This is a genomic window from Bacillus sp. AFS029637 (genome assembly GCF_002584985.1).
Classification (GTDB): domain Bacteria; phylum Bacillota; class Bacilli; order Bacillales; family Bacillaceae_G; genus Bacillus_A.
Genome location: NZ_NUPZ01000022.1, coordinates 286,235 through 300,828, shown reverse-complemented (window position 1 = coordinate 300,828; position 14,594 = coordinate 286,235). Strand labels below are relative to the sequence as shown.

At 34.0% G+C, this 14,594-nt stretch carries 16 protein-coding genes; 3 read left to right on the top strand and 13 right to left on the bottom strand.

All coding sequences use genetic code 11. The features are described from left to right. Positions 1-43: 43 nt before the first annotated feature. Complete coding sequence (locus tag COE49_RS11050; protein WP_078418580.1) at positions 44-631, bottom strand: SCO family protein; 588 nt, start codon at positions 629-631, stop codon at positions 44-46. A 335-nt stretch (positions 632-966) separates the two neighbouring features. Between COE49_RS11050 and COE49_RS11045 the strand changes: the two genes are divergently transcribed. After that, entirely contained in the window at positions 967-1,941 is a 975-nt protein-coding gene (locus tag COE49_RS11045) for an MBL fold metallo-hydrolase (RefSeq protein WP_088230377.1), read from the top strand. Between the two features lie 178 nt (positions 1,942-2,119). Here COE49_RS11045 and COE49_RS11040 read toward each other — a convergent pair whose 3' ends face one another. From COE49_RS11040 to COE49_RS11020, 4 genes are all read right to left on the bottom strand, one after another. Then, on the bottom strand, positions 2,120-2,962 hold the full coding sequence (locus tag COE49_RS11040) for a DegV family protein (RefSeq protein ID WP_088230623.1): 843 nt from the start codon (positions 2,960-2,962) through the stop codon (positions 2,120-2,122). A 152-nt stretch (positions 2,963-3,114) separates the two neighbouring features. After that, complete coding sequence (locus tag COE49_RS11035; RefSeq protein ID WP_000629012.1) at positions 3,115-3,366, bottom strand: DUF2535 family protein; 252 nt, start codon at positions 3,364-3,366, stop codon at positions 3,115-3,117. Positions 3,367-3,708: 342 nt separating this feature from the next. Continuing rightward, a complete protein-coding gene (tatC, locus tag COE49_RS11025) occupies positions 3,709-4,449 on the bottom strand; it encodes a twin-arginine translocase subunit TatC (RefSeq protein WP_088230378.1) in 741 nt (246 codons plus the stop codon). A 42-nt stretch (positions 4,450-4,491) separates the two neighbouring features. Next, positions 4,492-4,677 carry a twin-arginine translocase TatA/TatE family subunit gene (locus tag COE49_RS11020; protein WP_088230379.1) on the bottom strand — a complete coding sequence of 62 codons (186 nt, stop codon included), beginning with the start codon at positions 4,675-4,677 and terminating at the stop codon, positions 4,492-4,494. Between the two features lie 213 nt (positions 4,678-4,890). Between COE49_RS11020 and trhA the strand changes: the two genes are divergently transcribed. Next, positions 4,891-5,547, top strand: coding sequence for a PAQR family membrane homeostasis protein TrhA (trhA, locus tag COE49_RS11015; RefSeq protein ID WP_098252920.1), 657 nt, complete (start codon positions 4,891-4,893; stop codon positions 5,545-5,547). Positions 5,548-5,588: 41 nt separating this feature from the next. Here trhA and COE49_RS11010 read toward each other — a convergent pair whose 3' ends face one another. From COE49_RS11010 to COE49_RS10990, 5 genes are all read right to left on the bottom strand, one after another. Next, positions 5,589-6,308: a lysophospholipid acyltransferase family protein gene (locus tag COE49_RS11010; RefSeq protein ID WP_088230381.1), complete on the bottom strand. Its 720-nt coding sequence runs from the start codon at positions 6,306-6,308 to the stop codon at positions 5,589-5,591. Positions 6,309-6,420: 112 nt separating this feature from the next. Then, complete coding sequence (locus COE49_RS11005; RefSeq protein WP_088230382.1) at positions 6,421-7,056, bottom strand: FMN-dependent NADH-azoreductase; 636 nt, start codon at positions 7,054-7,056, stop codon at positions 6,421-6,423. Between the two features lie 241 nt (positions 7,057-7,297). Next, positions 7,298-9,283: a penicillin-binding protein 3 gene (gene pbpC / locus COE49_RS11000; protein ID WP_098252921.1), complete on the bottom strand. Its 1,986-nt coding sequence runs from the start codon at positions 9,281-9,283 to the stop codon at positions 7,298-7,300. Positions 9,284-9,438: 155 nt separating this feature from the next. Beyond that, positions 9,439-9,927, bottom strand: coding sequence for a dihydrofolate reductase (locus tag COE49_RS10995; protein ID WP_088230384.1), 489 nt, complete (start codon positions 9,925-9,927; stop codon positions 9,439-9,441). Positions 9,928-9,946: 19 nt separating this feature from the next. Continuing rightward, the gene (locus COE49_RS10990; RefSeq protein ID WP_088230385.1) at positions 9,947-10,903 is read right to left on the bottom strand and encodes a thymidylate synthase; all 957 of its coding nucleotides are present in this window, start codon (positions 10,901-10,903) and stop codon (positions 9,947-9,949) included. A 198-nt stretch (positions 10,904-11,101) separates the two neighbouring features. Between COE49_RS10990 and COE49_RS10985 the strand changes: the two genes are divergently transcribed. Further along, the gene (locus tag COE49_RS10985) at positions 11,102-12,559 is read left to right on the top strand and encodes a serine hydrolase (RefSeq protein WP_088230386.1); all 1,458 of its coding nucleotides are present in this window, start codon (positions 11,102-11,104) and stop codon (positions 12,557-12,559) included. A gap of 51 nt (positions 12,560-12,610) precedes the next feature. On the opposite strand, the gene COE49_RS10980 is transcribed toward COE49_RS10985, so the two are convergent. From COE49_RS10980 to COE49_RS10970, 3 genes are all read right to left on the bottom strand, one after another. Continuing rightward, positions 12,611-13,543 carry an aminoglycoside phosphotransferase family protein gene (locus COE49_RS10980; RefSeq protein WP_088230387.1) on the bottom strand — a complete coding sequence of 311 codons (933 nt, stop codon included), beginning with the start codon at positions 13,541-13,543 and terminating at the stop codon, positions 12,611-12,613. 11 nt (positions 13,544-13,554) lie between these two features. Beyond that, positions 13,555-13,815 (bottom strand): VOC family protein, encoded by a 261-nt coding sequence (locus COE49_RS10975; protein WP_088230388.1) that lies wholly within the window; start codon positions 13,813-13,815, stop codon positions 13,555-13,557. Positions 13,816-13,910: 95 nt separating this feature from the next. Next, positions 13,911-14,546: an HAD family hydrolase gene (locus COE49_RS10970; protein ID WP_140417335.1), complete on the bottom strand. Its 636-nt coding sequence runs from the start codon at positions 14,544-14,546 to the stop codon at positions 13,911-13,913. Positions 14,547-14,594: the final 48 nt, after the last annotated feature.

Here is a 14,594-nt window from a genome sequence, read left to right as displayed (position 1 = left end):
TTCTCCACAGCCTGAAAAAGAAGGGTGCTTTGCACCCTTCTTTTTAATCCGCTAATCGCTTCATATCACGTATAATGTCTTCGTACGGCGTGTTACTAATACCATTATACTTCTTCATCACTTTACCGTTTTGATCAATTAAATAAAATGATGTTCCATGTATAACTTGACCATTCTCTGGTTTATCTACAAGTGATTGGAAATTATCTTTTGAAAACTTTGTAATATCTTCTAACGAATAACCTGTTAACAAGTTCCAGTTACTTGTATCTTCTGTAAACTTTTGAATGAAAGCTTTCAAGTTTTCTGGCTTATCAAGGTCAGGGTCTACGCTAAATGATACAAACTGAACGTCTAATTTCTCTTCCTTCGCCATTTTTTGTAATTTCGCCATATTAGCCGTCATTGGTGGACAAACTGTTTGACAGTTTGTGAACATGAAATCTGCAACCCAAACTTTTCCTTTTAAATCTTTTGTACCAAATGGCTTTCCATCTTGATTTGTGAACTGGAAAGTTTCTAAATCCCAATTTAATGGTTTACGAAGCTTTGAACCCGATCCACTACATCCAGCAAGTACAAAGAGACAAAATACAACCATAAGACCAATTATTTTTTGATAACGCTTCATTTATAAACCTCTTTTCTCTATCCTAAATTTAAATAGGCTATGTTTATCATAACAAAAGAAAACACTACGAGAAAATTGTTTACTTCATTTGTTCACGAAATCGTACGAATTTACGTATGTTACTTCTTTATTTCAAGCGAATTACTAGACAAAATATATTTTTTCACTATTATCTCTCGAAATAGTATTTGCAAAACTAATTTTATTGTTAATTTTGTAAATACATCCCCCTATTTTTTAACAATTCCTTTAACATTAATCCATGTTTTTCGCTGTATTCCTTAACAACATTTCGGTACAATACAAATACAACGATTTTAAATGAGGTGATGTTCATGGCAAAGCGCTATGAAAATATGGATAATGTTAGCACAAAAAAACCAATTCGTTCTTTTTTACGATGGCGTAAAGAACGAAAGCAGAACAAAAAAGATTTTTCTTTCTTAGTAGAACAATCACCCGTTAAACAAAATGCATTTTTGCAAAGTAATATTACAAAAACGACTGTCACATGGATTGGGCATTCCACTTTTCTTATCCAAACGAATGGACTTAATATATTAACAGACCCAGTATGGGCCAATAAATTAAAGCTAGTTCCAAGACTTACAGAACCTGGACTTTCTATAAAAGAATTACCTAAAATTGATATCGTCCTTATTTCACACGGTCATTATGATCATTTAGATTTTTCAACACTTCGTCAGCTAAATGATGATGTTCTATACCTTGTACCTATCGGACTAAAAAAATTATTTACTCGTAAAAAGTTCACACAGGTTGAAGAATACAACTGGTGGGAAAGCATAACCATTCATGAAGTAGCTTTCCACTTCGTCCCTGCACAACACTGGACGAGAAGATCCTTATTTGATATGAACACTTCCCACTGGGGTGGATGGATTATTGATAATACGAACACGACAGAAACCATTTATTATTGCGGTGACAGTGGCTATTTCCAAGGCTTTAAAGAGATTGGTAAGCGATTTTCAATTGATATTGCTCTTATGCCAATTGGCGCTTATGAGCCAGAATGGTTTATGAAAGTATCTCATGTTTCACCCGAAGAGGCAGTGCAAGCTTATTTAGATTTAAAGGCTACGCATTTTATTCCCATGCACTACGGAGCTTTCGCACTCGCAGATGAAACACCTCGTGAGGCAATAACTAGACTTCGAAACAACTGGAATTTACGTATGTTACCATGGGAACAACTGCATGTTCTCTTTTTAGGCCAAACTTTCACTTACAGTAATGTAACAAATGATACACACGTAAATGAAAAAATTGAAACGTTACATGTATAACGGAACTACTTATTTCTTGCACCCATCATATACTATAGAAAATCATAAAGGGTGTTTTCTATGAATGAATATTTGCAGATTCGCTATATCATTAGCGGTAGTGCCTGTATAGCTCTTCTTATTTCTTACGTGCTCTTCACATAAAAAAGCTACTTGAAATATTCAAGTAGCTTTTTTATTACTCTGCTAAATACATAAATCCAATTGCGCCTGGACCTGTATGAGTACTAATAACTGGAGTTGTATAGAATATTTCAGATTGTGCAAATCCACTCGCTTTTTCAATCGCTGCTTTCATACTTTCAGCTAACGGAATTGCTTTTGCATGAGGAATCCCAACAGCTTTCACAACTTTTCCAGCTGTATCTTGCTCAAATAATTTTGTTAACGTCTTTACAATCTGCCCTTGACTACGAACTTTTGTCACTGGATTGTATGCTCCACCATCGAGGTTTGCAATTGGTTTGATATTCAGTAAAGAACCAATAAATGCTTTTCCTTTACCAATACGTCCGCCCTTTACTAAGTTCTCCAATGTATCTACGACTACATATAAGCGAGTGTTTTTTCTCACTTCATCAATTCGGTTTAAAATATCTTCTAGTGAGCGCTCTTCTTTTGCCATTTTCGCTGCTTCAATAACTTGATATGCTAATGCATGGCTAATGAACTGAGAATCAACAACTGTTACTTTTGTATCGGTCATTGATGCAGCACTATTTGCTGTTGCAACAGTACCACTCATTCCACCTGTCATATGGATGGATAATACTTCGCTCCCATCTTCCCCTAGCTTTTCGTACATTTCTACAAATGTACCCATAGCTGGTTGTGATGTTTTTGGTAATTCTTCTGATTTTGCCATCTCTTCAATAAATTCATCTGGTTGTAGATCAACGCGATCTAAATATGTTTGTCCATTTACAGAGATTGATAATGGTAGAACATGAATGTCATACTTCTCAATTACCTCTTGTGATAAATCTGCTGTTGAATCTGTTACAATTTTAATTTTTTGCATATTATATTCTTCCCTTTCCAATACGCTCTCCTTGTTATTATACTAGTATTCCCATTGCTTTCAACAATTTGGAACGAAATTTCATCAAATTAATTATATTTTTATATCTAAAATGAAAAAGACAGAGTTTTTAACCCTGTCCCTCCTCTGTATCATGCATTTTTTTCAAGCGTATTTGTTTTATATACATTTAAATAATCATTCCACTTCAAACAATTTTGTAAATATTCACGGAAAGAATATGAAAATCTTGGGTGCTTTTGTTTTTGAATTTTTGCGATAAATAATTGAAGACGGGACTGAATTAGAAACGATAATGGATGCTGCGCCTGTAGGACGGGGATTTCGAATATTTTAATACAATCCCCTGTTGAATGAGTGAAATAAAAACTTTTCGTAATCACAATATCAATCCTCTTTTTCACTGGATTTTTGAACTTCCTCTACTTTACGCTGTAACACGTTGTTTAAAGTGGAGACTCTCATGAATACAACAGTATCCTTAGACAATCCCTATAGTCCTTATGGTTAGAAGATTTATACACTACTCATCTCCACCTAATCCATCCCCTATCCTAAATACACTTTGAGACGGGAATCTCATTATCCGTAAATTGCTTAATACATTCAGTATAAACGTATAAAAGCGCAAAGTTTGTCTAAATTTTGGAGATTCTATAATTTTTTTCTTCTTTATATTGTATACGTTTATAGCTATAGTATAACAACTAAATAAAAAAGTGCCTTTATAACGAGGCACTTTTCGAATGCATTTCTTCTCTTTTCTGTTTTCGCTTACTAACAATCTTTGATAACGCGATGCTAATTTCATAAATACAAATAAGCGGTACCGCTACTAAACTATGTGATAAAAAATCTGGTGGCGATATACACGATGCGATTATTATCAAAGCTACATAAGCATATCTTCTTATTTTCACAAGAAATTCTGCTGTTAAAAGTCCGATACTTGTTAAAAACATTACCACTACAGGCAATTCAAAAATTACAGCAAATGGTACTGTTAAATTAAGTACAAAATGAAAATATTTTTCTGTAGTAAACATCGTATTAAACATTTCATTACCTATCGTAGTTAAAAAATGAAATAAAAACGGCATTACAACGAAATATCCAAAACATAAACCTAAAATAAACAATATAGACAATACCGGTATATACATCACTGTCATCTTTTGTTCATTTGGATGTAAACCTGGTTTTACAAATAACCAAATTTGTATAGCAGCAAAAGGAATTGTACAAACGATAGCAAATACTGTAGCAATCGAGAAAAAAATCCACAATACATCACTCGGTCCCAGAACTGTTAACTTCATCGGCAAATCTTTTACGAGCCAAAAATATATATCCTTCGTAAAAGCAAATCCAATAATTAAAAATAATACAAATGATAAGACTGTATATATTACTCGTTTACGAAGCTCAACAATATGTTCTACTACGCTCATTTCTTGATCTTCCATCTCGTTCACCACACTTTATTTATCCATTACAAGGAAAATTCATTACATTTTTTCTTTCTTTTCCTTCTCTTGAAATGCATCATCTGTCAATTCTCTCGTTGATTTTTTAAACTCTTTTAACGTTTCCCCTAAAGCCTTCCCGATTTCCGGCAATTTTTTAGGTCCAAATAAAATGAGTACAGCTACTAAAATTAAAATTAACCCTGGAAAGCCAATATTTGAAAACATTTCCCCATCCCCTTTATTAGTAGATTCCTTGTCCTACTATTACATAATTTTATTTTGTCAAAAAAGTTTGAAAACGTCAACAAATCCATTGCCTTTTGTCAAAAAAATTCAAAAATATAATCAATTATACAAATTTCATTTTCTATTGTCCTTGTGTATGATATGGTAAGGGAAACGACATATTATTTTATAATAGTAGAAAGGATTTGCATTATGACTAAAAAAATGACACGAATGACGCAATTTGTGAAAGAAGAAATTGCAAATGCAATTACACATGGTATCGGTGCCATTTTAAGCATCCCTGCCTTAATTATATTGATTATTCATGCTTCAAAGCATGGTACCGCATCTGCTGTATTTGCATTTACGGTTTATGGTGTAAGCATGTTTTTACTGTACTTGTTTTCAACATTGTTACATAGCATTCACCATCCAAGGGTAGAAAAATTGTTTACTATTTTAGATCACTCAGCCATTTATTTATTAATCGCTGGCACGTATACTCCTTTTTTACTTATTACGCTTCGTGGACCATTAGGCTGGACGTTACTTGCTATTATATGGACACTAGCAATCGGAGGTATCATCTTCAAAATTTTCTTTGTACGTCGCTTTATTAAGGCATCAACATTATGTTATGTCATAATGGGATGGCTCATAATCGTTGCTATTAAACCACTTTATGAAAATCTAACTGGACATGGTTTTTCACTACTGTTAGCGGGCGGAATTTTATATTCTGTAGGGGCTATATTCTTTCTTTGGGAAAAGTTGCCTTTCAATCATGCCATTTGGCATCTTTTCGTTTTAGGTGGTAGTGCAATGATGTTTTTCTGCGTACTCTTTTATGTCTTACCTACAGCGTAATAAAAAAGGTTTCAGCTTTATGTAAGCTGAAACCTTTTTTACTACTTATGTAATTGTGATGCGATAACATCCTGTGTATGCTTCGTTAACTCTTTAATATCCATATTCGCATACTCTTCAGGCGTAATTGGCTTAGAAATCGTTACGGTTGCATGCGCTCGTTTCATGCGATTTCCATTCGCTTCAAACATTTTATATGTCCCATCCAACGTTACAGGTAAGATTGCTACACCAGATTTTACTGCAAGGTGAAAACTACCAGCTTTAAACTCTCCTATTTCGCCGCCCTTACTTCTCGTTCCTTCTGGAAAAATTACGATAGAATGTCCGTTCTTTAATAACTCGATTCCATCTTTAATTGCTTTAAGAGATTGACGACGATCATTACGATCCATAAATACACAATTCATAAGTTCCATCCAAGTTGGTACAACTGGAAACTTCTTAATCTCTGCCTTTGAAACAAATCCAATTGGCTTATTTAAGTAACCTAGTAAAACAGGAATATCCATATTACTTTGATGATTACTTACAACGAGTACTGGCTTGTCTTTCGGGACATTTTCAAGTCCTTTTACTTCTACTGCCCCTCCAGCTACACGTACCATTTTCTTACCAAACCAGTTTGTTGTTTTATACACAACACTATCTTTTTCTTGCGGTGACATCGTACTTACTTGTTTTTTAAGACGCCACATTCTCGGTGTAATCGCAATTACGATTAAAATTAAATAAAAGATTTTAAAAAACGTTTGAATCATACAGAACCCCCACCTATTATCATTCCGACCTTCATTATACTAGACAAACGAAGGAAAAAGAAGAAAAAATGTCCAAACAGCAAGTGCTTGGACATTTTTTAAGTATTCTATATTAGAAACGTTTTGCTAATTCACGCGCATTAGCAATTGCTACTTCTTTAATTTCTTGTGCTTTTTCAGGGTTTGCATTCATACCTTCAACCGCAATATATTCAGTATCATTTACACCGATGAACCCTAATACTGTTTTTAAGTGATTGCGACCGAAATCTACAGCTGCGTATGCTCCTTCAGAATAAACGCCGCCTGTAGCTTGAATGTGAAGTGCTTTTTTACCTTCTAATAAGCCAACTGGACCGTTTTCAGTATATTTGAATGTTTTACCTGCGATTGCTACGTTATCTAAGTATGCTTTTACTACTGGTGGGTAGCTAAAGTTCCACATTGGAGTTACGAATACATAACGATCTGCATGCATAAATGTTTCTAAGTTTGTGTTCATTGCTGCAACTTTTTGTTGTTGAGCTTCAGTTAAAGTTTCAAAGCCTTCACCTGCTGCAAATTTACCCCATGCAGCGAATACATCTGCATCGATTGCTGGTACTGTAGTGTTGAATAAATCAATTGTTACTACTTCGTCTTGTGGATGCTCATTTTTATACGCTTCGATGAAAGCTTCTCCTACTGCCATTCCGAAAGAACCTTCTGCTGAATTTGGATTTGCTGTAATAAATAGTACTTTTGTCATTGTATTCTCTCCCTTTTTTCATTTTATTTTTAATTCGAGAATTATAATTTATAAGTAAATAACTTACCTTATGTAAGTATAATACAAAAAGTTATACTCTATGTCAATGAAAAAATAGCTACTTTTTTTTCGTAAGTTAATAATTTATGGAGTTTCATTTTACTTTTGTATATAAACATTAAGATTTTAACCAAATAAAAAACTACCCCCATATTCCATTGGAGGTAGTTTCTATCAATTTCTATTTTTGAAAAACATGTTTTACTTTTTCTGCAGGAATATTACTTCCGCCTCTACCTTTTACATCTTCGATCATCATTGTAATGACCATATCCGGCGCATTCAAATCAAATGCAGCGAACCAGCCTAGTTCTTTTCCCTCGGCCTCTTTTGATACTTTCAATTCCGCTGTACCTGTTTTTCCAGCAAGCGTCTTACCGTCAATTTTAGCAATTTTCCCTGTTCCATCTGGATCATTAATTACTTTAGTCAAAGCAGTTTTTAATATATCTTGATTGCCTTTTGAAATTACATTCTCTTTCCAAACTTTTGGTTGCTTATCTGTTTTAATAATATATGGAGAAGGTATGTTTCCGTCATTAACAATTGGTGCGTACGTTAATGCTAGATGGAGTGGCGTCATTAATACTTCTCCTTGTCCATATCCTGTATCTGCCATTTGAATATCATTTTTTATACCATCATTTGCGATTTTAGAAGCTGGGAATCCATATTCAATTGGTAATTTCTCATCGAATCCGAATTTTTTCGCTTCACTCATAAATTTATCTGTTCCGATTTTCAAAGCTTCTTGTGCGAAATAAATATTGTCCGAGTATTTCATCGCCTTATCAAAATCAATCGGATTTGCATCTTTTACACGTGTTACATAATAATTACCCCAAGAAGAATCTTTTGTCCATTTCAATCCTTCAATTTTCAATTCTTCTTTCGGATCAATTGTTTTCGTTTCAAGACCAATTGCACCTGTAATAGGTTTAAACACCGAACCTGGAACTGATAATTGTGTAAATCGATTCGTCATCGGTTTTTTCGGATCATTATTCCAAGCTTCGCGTTGTGCTTTCGAAGTTCCTCGTGCAATAATATTAGGATCATATGCTGGACTACTTACAAGTGCAATCGTTTCTCCGCTTTTCGGATTAATTGCAGCACTAGATCCAGCCTCTCCTTTCATCTCATTATAAATTTTTTCTTGAGTAGCACTATCAATGGTTAAAGTTACATTTTCTCCATCAACAGCATCTGTTTTCGCTAAATTTTTTATTTCTTTTCCTTGCGCATCTTCCATGAAGACACGGCCACCTTTTTTACCACGCAGCTTTGCTTCCAACACTTGCTCTAATCCAGCCTTACCAACTGGCTCATCAGCTTGATAGCCTTTCTTTTGTAGCGTTTTTAAATCTTCAGCATTTACCTTTCCAATATAACCAGTTAAATGAGCTGCAGCTTCTCCTAACGGATATGTACGAACATTTACAGGTTTTGTTGAAACGCCTGGTAAATCGATGTATGTATTTTGCGTTGCCCCTTCAGGTAATATTCCAATTGGTACGAGATAATTTGGTTTTACCCATTTAGCAGCTAGTTTTTGATCAATTTCTTCTACAGACATATTTAACAACTTCGCTACTGTTTCTTTCGTTTGTGGAGCAGTATCGCCTAATTTTTCTGGAACTATTCCAATTTCAGAAGCTTTCCCATTCGTCGCAAGACCTTTTCCGTTACGATCGTAAATTTCTCCACGTTTCGGCTCTGTTGTTTGCATACGCACTTTACTATCTTTTGTCATGCCTGGGAATATAAAATCAGGAGTCCAATCTATTTTCCAAGATTCTTTATCTCCATCTTTTTCTTTCACCATTTTCGCTTCTTGCCCAAAAGTAATTTTGCCACCAACTGTATCCATACTTACTTTAAAAGGAACAGGACCTTGATCTTTTTTATCTTCTTTTACTTCTCCTGTTTCTACTTTTAAGTTCTTCACTTCAATACCAGAATAAATTTTTTCATATTTCTCAGTGAACTCTTTCTTTGAAATATCTTTTTTTGCATTTTCTGATAATTGATCATACATATCTGCAAACTTTTGTTTATTCCATGCTTTTGCATATGTATCAAACGCTTCTTGTGGTTTTTCTTCTTTACCGCATCCGACTAACATGAATGTTAAGCAAAGAAAAAGAATCCCCCATATCTTTTTCAATCGATTCTCCTCCTCTTTCTATACTAGTACTTTGAAAATTTCAGCATTTTTTACATGCTATCTTTTATTATAGCACTATCGAATCTCATCTATAAACTTATATTCATGAATACAAATAAAAAGATTGATATGAATTTTCACATCAATCTTTTTGATTACTGTTGTTTCTCATATACATGGTAATAATACGTATACGGATTTTTTTCATCCGTTAAGCCTTTCTCTACAAAAACCTCTTTCCAATTTGCCATATCCATTTCTGGGAAGAATGTATCTCCTTCAAATGCATAGTGGATTTTTGTTATATATAACTTGTCTACATAAGGTAAAAAGAGATCATAAATTTGCGCTCCACCAAAAATAAAAATCTCTTCTTCATTTTTACATAGTTCGAATACTTCTTCTACAGAATGAGCAACTTCACAACCTTCAACATAATACCCTTCATTACGAGTTACAATAATATTACGTCTTCCAGGCAACGGTCTACCAATCGCTTCATAGTTCTTTCTTCCCATAATAAGCGGGTGACCCATCGTCGTTTTCTTCACGTATTGTAGTTCACTCGGTAAACGCCAAGGTAAGTTATTATCTTTACCAATTACTCTATTTTCGTCCATTGCGACCATAAATGAAACAATCATCTTTTCATCTCCTCTACAATTACACTGCAACCGGTGCTTTAATTGCTGGATGCGGATCATATCCTTCAATCGTTAAATCTTCCATTTCAAAATCAAACACAGATTTTACATCTGGATTTAATGTAAGTTTCGGGAATGGACGTGGTTCACGTGCCAATTGCTTTTCTACTTGTTCAAAATGATTCGTATAAATATGTGCATCTCCAATTGTATGGACAAATTCTCCTACTTCAAGACCACATTCATGTGCAATTAAATGCGTTAATAGTGAATAACTTGCGATGTTAAATGGAATTCCAAGGAATATGTCACCACTTCTTTGATATAACTGACAAGAAAGCTTTCCATCGGCTACATAAAACTGGAATAGCGTATGACAAGGTGGCAATGCCATACTTGGTACATCTTCTGGATTCCAAGCAGAAACAATTAAGCGACGTGAATCAGGCGTTTTCTTAATCATATCAATTACATCTTTTAGTTGATCAAGTGTTTCACCAGCTGTCGTTTTCCAAGCACGCCATTGTTTCCCGTATACGTCTCCTAAATATCCAAATGTCTTTGAGAATGCATCGTCTTCTAAAACGTTCTTTTTAAACAATTCCATTTGCTCATCATATTGCAATTTAAACTCTTCATCTTGTTGTGAACGAAGACCGAAATCTGTCATATCAGGGCCAGTATACTCATCACTTTCTACCCAGCTCTTAAACGCCCATTCATTCCAAATATTATTATTATGTTGCAATAAATAACGAATATTTGTATCACCTTTCATAAACCAAAGTAGTTCACTTGCTACAAGGCGGAATGGTACTCTCTTTGTCGTTAATAAAGGAAATCCTTTACTAAGATCAAATCGCATTTGATATCCAAATACAGATACAGTTCCTGTCCCTGTACGATCTTCTTTCTTCGTACCGTTCTCCATTACATGACGGCATAAATTTAAATATTCATATTCAGCATGTTTCATATGTAGAAAAACCTTCTTTCAATCTTATATGCAATTTATCATAACATGAAAAACCATAAATTTAATAATCCTAATTAATAAAATTTATTGCAGTAATTCTTACAAAATTATTAACTTTCCATATTTAAAAAGGTTTTCATTTTCTATTACCGAAAGTATAGTGCGGTAGAACAAAATTTATATTTGGAGGTTAGAAGTATGTCTAAAATTGAAACTCCTGTTATGACTTCTTTACAAACAACAGTCGAAAAAATGATGAAAGACTTAAAAGTTCCTGGTACTGCTGTAGCTGTTATAAAAGATGGTAAAGTTATTATTTCAGAAGGTTTTGGCTATCGAAATATAAAAACAAAAGAGCCTGTTACACCAAATACTTTATTCGCAATCGGTTCCTCAACGAAAGCTTTTGGTACACTCTCATTAAGCTTATTATCACAACAAAAAAAGTTTAATTGGGATACTCCTGTCCAGTCTTATATACCTAACTTCTCTTTATCTGACATACTAGCTAGTTCACAAGTTACAGGGCGTGATTTAGCTTCCCACCGCACTGGAGTAAGTCGTCACGATGCCCTCTGGTACAGTTCTTCTTTAACTCGTAAAGATTTAGTAGAAAAAATAAAACATTTATCACTTGATGCCCCGTTCCGCACAGCATTTCTTTATAACAACTTAATGTATGCGACAATTAGCTATGTTGTAGAAAACATTACGAATCAAACATGGGAACAATACGCTACAGAACATATTTTAGAGCCGTTACATATGAGGCATACAAACTTCTCTATTACAGATTCACAACATACAGATGATTACGCATTACCTTACGCTGAAGAAAATGGTGAAATAAAAGAAATACCATTCCGAAATATCGATACAGTTGGAGCTGCCGGATGTATTAACTCTACCATTGAAGATATGGCAAAATGGGTCCTTCTTCATTTGAACGAAGGAAAAATAGAAAATCATGATTTAATTTCTACTGAACTACTCCAAGAAATGTATACACCGCATACACCAATCCCAGATCAGCCAATGCTAGCAACAAGTGAATCACCAGTAAACAGCTACGGATTAGGCTGGTTTATTAGCGCTTACCGCGGTTATAAACTTATTCATCATGGTGGTAATATTGATGGATTTTCTGCACTCGCATCATTTATGCCAAACGAAAAGATCGGTATTATTGTACTAACAAATTCCGGGCAAACTTTACTCCCTACTTACATTACAAAACATATATATGACGAACTTCTCGGACTAGAATATATCAACTGGCATGAACGTGCTGTAGAAGATAGTGAAAAAATGAGAGAAATGATGAAAGAGACATTGGAATCACTTCCTGAAGCAATAAATGGGACTACACCTTCTCACAAATTAGAGGACTACTCTGGTACTTTTGAACATCCTGCTTATGGAACATTACAAGTATACAAACGAGATGAATCGCTATACGTACAATTTATGGAGATGGAGATTCCATTGCAGCATCATCACTACGACATTTTCTCTGCACCAATCGACTTATTCCAAATGAAAATGAGCCTATTATTTGCTTATGAAATGAATGTAAGTGGTGAATTCCCATCCCTTCAGTTGCATGTACCTGCTATGTTAAGTACACAGCCACTTACCTTTAAGAAAATCAAATAATTATTTTACTAGAATCAAAAAAGTAGGTGTGTTATCTCACACCTACTTTTCTTATTTTTCATTTATTATTTCACTATCAAACCAAATTGGCTTCGACAGTTCAAAATTTTTATGATCTTCTAACACAATAGTAAGACGCTCTAACATATCCTCTAACATATGTGGTGCTGCTCGTAAACACCAAACAACTGAAGAGAAAACCGTCATTCCAACGTACATTGCATATAACCGCCAAAACTCTTCTGGTATTTTCCCATTATAATAGCCTACTATTTGCCCGATGGAATACGTGATACTAATATCCCTTGCAAATAGTGCAATTTTTACGAAATCATGAAGTGGGTCGCCCCAATCATAGCCATTAAAATCAACAACACCTACATATTTCGCATCACGTACAATTATATTCTCTAAATGAAAATCATCGTGTTGAAAACGATTTGGGCGGTTTTGTAAATACATTTCATTTTCATCGATAAACTTAATGATTTTATCATCATTTTTAATTTTTATTCCGCATGTTTTGTATGACTCTAAATATTTTCTATGTTTTTTCATTGCTCTTTCATACCATGGAAGTATATTTTTAGGAGCTTCATATGTATGCATTTTTGCTAAATCTTTTCCTGCTTCTATACCAATCTCAAATTGTTCTTTTGGCGTATATGTAGGCAACAGTTTCTTCGCATCCTCTCCTTCTAAATAGGAAAAAATACTATAGCATAAACCTTCCTCTTCCAACAAACCGATTTCAATTGGCTTTTGTGCTTGCACACTACGATTTTTCATTTCATATAAAATTTGAAACTCTATTTTCTTTCTTTCATACTCTTTTATATCACCTGTTCGTAGCAAATATTTTTTATCATCAGTAATCGTAATAATGTATTTTTTATCAGGAGAGAAACCTTTCGCAATTTCTTCAACATTTACTGCATCTTTTACTATTTCTATACTGTTTCTCCACCCTGTAATTGTCTTCATATATTGTCCCCTTACATTTCTGTATTGGGCGTATACGCTACTTCTACAATAAATCCATTTGGATCGTAAAAGTCGATTGTATAGTACCCATCTGAATAATGATTCATTTCAATCGGACCACGTATTACTTTCACTTTCGTACTAAAAAGAAACTCTGCTACTTCATCAACTACACCTCTATGAATAGCTTGATAACAAATATGTCTTGGTCCTAAAGTATTTACAATCTCCTCCTCTACTTCTTTAAAATAAATTTCACTTTCTCCATCCAATTATTGGAAACAACATATCATAAAAAGAAATGGACTCCTCTAAATCCTTTACCAAAAATTCAATATGATGAATACCATCTCGAAATGTATTCATTTTAAGAATGCGCCCCCTGTACTACTTGCACAATTTCCATCGGTGTATGAACCATATAATCCGGTGCATCTTTTTTTACTGTTTCAATGACATCATACCCCCAAGATACCCAAATTACATTCACACCAGCCTTTTTACACGCTGCTACATCTCTCTGCTCATCACCAACGTATAACATATCTTGCTCTGTTATTTTTTTTGATTTTAAAAATCTTTTTATCATTTTATCTTTACCGAATAAATTTTTAGAACAATACACTTCTTTAATATTTTCTATTCCATTGTTGTGTAAAAATGCCCGAATATGCTCTTCTGAGTTCGATGATATGACTGCAATCCCGTATCCCTTTTTATGTAATTCATCTAATACATCCTTCATCCCATGGAACAAAACGAGATCTTTTATAGCGGGTTGATATAATTTATAAAACTCTAACGCTAAAATAGGAAGCTTATACAGTGGTACATCAAGCTTTTTACATCTCTCAGACATAGTCAATTTTCGTAAAGGCTCAATTTCTTCTTCACTAACGGTCTTATAGCCATGCTTTTCAGCAAGTTGATTATAAATCGGAACAAATATATTTTGTGAATCTACTAATGTGCCGTCAAAATCAAAAACAATATATTTTTGCATCCCCATACTCCCTTTATTTCTTTTTTTCCTAAACCTCTGTTATTCAAC